Annotated in this window: 2 protein-coding genes and 1 pseudogene; 1 reads left to right on the top strand and 2 read right to left on the bottom strand. The window is 71.8% G+C overall.

Annotated features, from left to right (window positions below; genetic code table 11):
* Positions 1-180: 180 nt before the first annotated feature.
* Entirely contained in the window at positions 181-402 is a 222-nt protein-coding gene (locus SSQG_RS08620; RefSeq protein ID WP_003989346.1) for a hypothetical protein, read from the bottom strand.
* Positions 403-436: 34 nt separating this feature from the next.
* On the bottom strand, positions 437-1,696 hold the full coding sequence (locus tag SSQG_RS08615) for an inorganic phosphate transporter (protein WP_003989345.1): 1,260 nt from the start codon (positions 1,694-1,696) through the stop codon (positions 437-439).
* Positions 1,697-1,999: 303 nt separating this feature from the next.
* On the opposite strand from SSQG_RS08615, the pseudogene SSQG_RS08610 reads away from it, so the two are divergent.
* Positions 2,000-2,713 (top strand): annotated as a pseudogene (locus SSQG_RS08610) (class II aldolase/adducin family protein); the annotation flags it as partial.
* Positions 2,714-2,858: the final 145 nt, after the last annotated feature.

Raw genomic sequence — 2,858 nt, 5'->3', positions numbered from 1 at the left:
TCAACTTGCCGTTGACCTGCGGGGGGAGAGTGTGCAGAACCCCACACCGGGCGGGTGCGGTACGACGCCGAGTCGCCCTCACACGACACCCGCACACGACACCAGCACACGACACCCGCACACGACGACCGGGCGGCACGGGACCGAAGCCCCGCGCCGCCCGGCGGCAAACAGTCGTGGTCAGGCGACGATCAGGTAGATCCCGTACCCGACGGCCGCCGCACACGCCGCGAAGCACGCGTACGCGCCGGTGACCGCGAGCCCCGCCGAGCCACCCTGCGCGGCCGCCCGCTCCTGGCGGGAGAGGCCGGTGATGCCGAGGGTGAACAGGCCCACCAGGGCCACGGTGACCACGAGGCTGACGCCGAAGACGGAGCCGAGGGCCGCCCAGTCGATCTTCATGGCAGAGGTTCTCCTTGTAACCGCGTGGGCGGGATCAGACCGGGGTGGACGTGGTGGTCGGGGCGGCGGGTTCCCGTTCGGCCTCCGCCTGGGCCGGGAACGTGGGCAGCGACTCCTCCGAGGCCGTGCCGCCCGCCGGCGGCGGCGTGACCGCGGCCATCGCCGTGGTCACCACACCGGCCGGCTCCGTCTCCTCGGCCTCGTTGACGTTGGTGTGGTCGATGACCTCACGCCGGGAGAGCTTCCAGATCACCGCGCTGGAGGCGACCAGGAAGACCGCCACCACCGCCGTGCCCCAGTCGCCGAAACCGGTGACGTACTCGGCGAGCGCGCCCACCAGGGCCGCCGCCGGCAGGGTCAGGGCCCAGGCGACGAACATCCGCGTCGCCGTCGACCAGCGGACGACGCCGCCCTTGCGGCCGAGGCCCGCGCCCATCACCGAGCCGGACACGGAGTGGGTGGTGGAGAGGGAGAAGCCGAGGTGGGAGGAGGCCAGGATGACCGTCGCCGCGCTGGTCTGGGCGGCGAAGCCCTGCTGCGGCTGAAGGTCCGTCAGGCCCTTGCCCATCGTGCGGATGATGCGCCAGCCACCGAGGTAGGTGCCGAGCGCGATGGCGAGACCCGCCGAGAGGATGACCCACAGGGGCGGGTCGGAGTCGGGGGCGACGGCGCCGCCGGCGACCAGGGCGAGGGTGATGACACCCATCGTCTTCTGGGCGTCGTTGGTGCCGTGCGCCAGGGAGACCAGGCCCGCCGAGGCGATCTGGCCGGCCCGGTAGCCCTTCTCGGACGCCTTGCCGTCGGCCTTCTTCCCGAGGGAGTACGTCAGCCGGGTGGCGAACATCGCCGCGACGCCCGCGACCAGCGGCGCGGCGATCGCCGGGAGCAGCACCTTGGTGACCAGGACGTCACCGTGCACCGCGCCGACGCCCGCCGAGGCGATCGTGGCGCCGATCAGGCCGCCCATCAGGGCGTGCGAGGAGCTGGACGGCAGACCGACCAGCCAGGTCAGCAGGTTCCAGAGGATCGCGCCGACCAGGGCGGCGAAGATGACCTCGGGACGGACACCGGCCTCGTCGACGAGGCCCTTGGAGATCGTGTTGGCGACTTCGACGGACAGGAAGGCGCCGACCAGGTTCAGGACCGCGGACATGGCCACCGCGACCTTCGGTCTCATGGCGCCCGTGGAAATGGTCGTGGCCATCGCGTTCGCGGTGTCGTGGAAACCGTTCGTGAAATCGAACGCGAGTGCGGTTACCACCACAATCGCGAGGATCAGCGAGAAGCTTTCCATTTACCCAGGCAATCGTTCGAGGTCGTTGGCCGGACGAACGTAGGTAACCCGAGTGAACGGAAGATGAACTGAGGGGGGCGCAGGAGTGTCCACAAACGAGGGTTGCCGTTCCGCCCTGCTGACAGGCTCCCCGCGCCCCCGCCGACTGGGCGCCCCGCACCGAGTCTTTCAATCGATCGAGTGACCCGTCGAACGGGTTCTGATCGCCCGAATGCCCGACGGTCTCCGGCCCGACGGTCTCCGGCCGGGCGAGATCCACGAGGCTTCTGTACGGGCTGAGGGCCTGCCTGGCAGGATCGCCGCATGGCTGAACAGCGAGGCGACGCACGGGGCACGGGGAGCGTCCGGGACGGCGCACCGCAGGCGGGGGAGCCGCGGCGGAGGGACGTGCGCCCCGAGGAGGCGCGTGCCTGGGAGGACCTCGTCGCGACGGCCCGCCGGACGGTTGCCGAAGGGCTCGTCGTCGGCACGTCCGGAAACGTCTCGGTACGTGTCGGGGACACGGTCCTGGTCACCCCCTCGGGTGTCCCCTACGACCGGCTGGAGCCGGACGACGTCACCGGCGTCGACCTCGACGGCCGGCAGGTCCTCGGCGCACTCGTCCCCACCAGCGAACTTCCCATGCACCTCGCGGTCTACGGCACCACCGACGCCCGAGCCGTCGTCCACACCCACGCCGTGCACGCGACGGCCGTCTCGACGCTCGTGCCCGAGCTCCCGCTGATCCACTACATGGCCGCCGCGCTCGGCGGTCCCGTCCGGGTCGCCCCGTACGCCACCTACGGCACGGACGAGTTGGCCGAGAACATGCTGCGCGCCCTCGCCGACCGCTCCGGCTGCCTCCTCCAGAACCACGGCACGATCACCTACGGCACATCCCTTGACCAGGCCTACGACCGCACCGCCCAGCTGGAATGGATGTGCCGGCTGTGGCTCACCGCCGCGTCGGTGCCGGGCCTGTCCCCGAGCCTGCTCTCCGGCGAGCAGCTGGCGGAGGTGGCGCAGCGCCTGAGCGGGGTACGGCCAGCGCCGCTGACCCCTTCGCCCCGGACGCCGGCCCGGCCCCGCCTCCCGCCCCTCACCCCGCCGCCCCCGCCCACTGGTCGCCCCTGCGGTCCGCCTGGACACTGGAGGGATGCGCACTGTCAAAGCGGCGGCCGCC

It is taken from the genome of Streptomyces viridochromogenes DSM 40736 (assembly GCF_000158955.1).
Classification (GTDB): domain Bacteria; phylum Actinomycetota; class Actinomycetes; order Streptomycetales; family Streptomycetaceae; genus Streptomyces; species Streptomyces venetus.
This window is presented reverse-complemented; position numbering and strand designations above follow the sequence as displayed.

Excerpts from the sequence above, each read along its gene's own strand:
- SSQG_RS08620 (WP_003989346.1), bottom strand. The coding sequence starts at position 402 with ATGAAGATCGACTGGGCGGCCCTCGGCTCCGTCTTCGGCGTCAGCCTC.
- SSQG_RS08615 (WP_003989345.1), bottom strand. The coding sequence starts at position 1,696 with ATGGAAAGCTTCTCGCTGATCCTCGCGATTGTGGTGGTAACCGCACTC.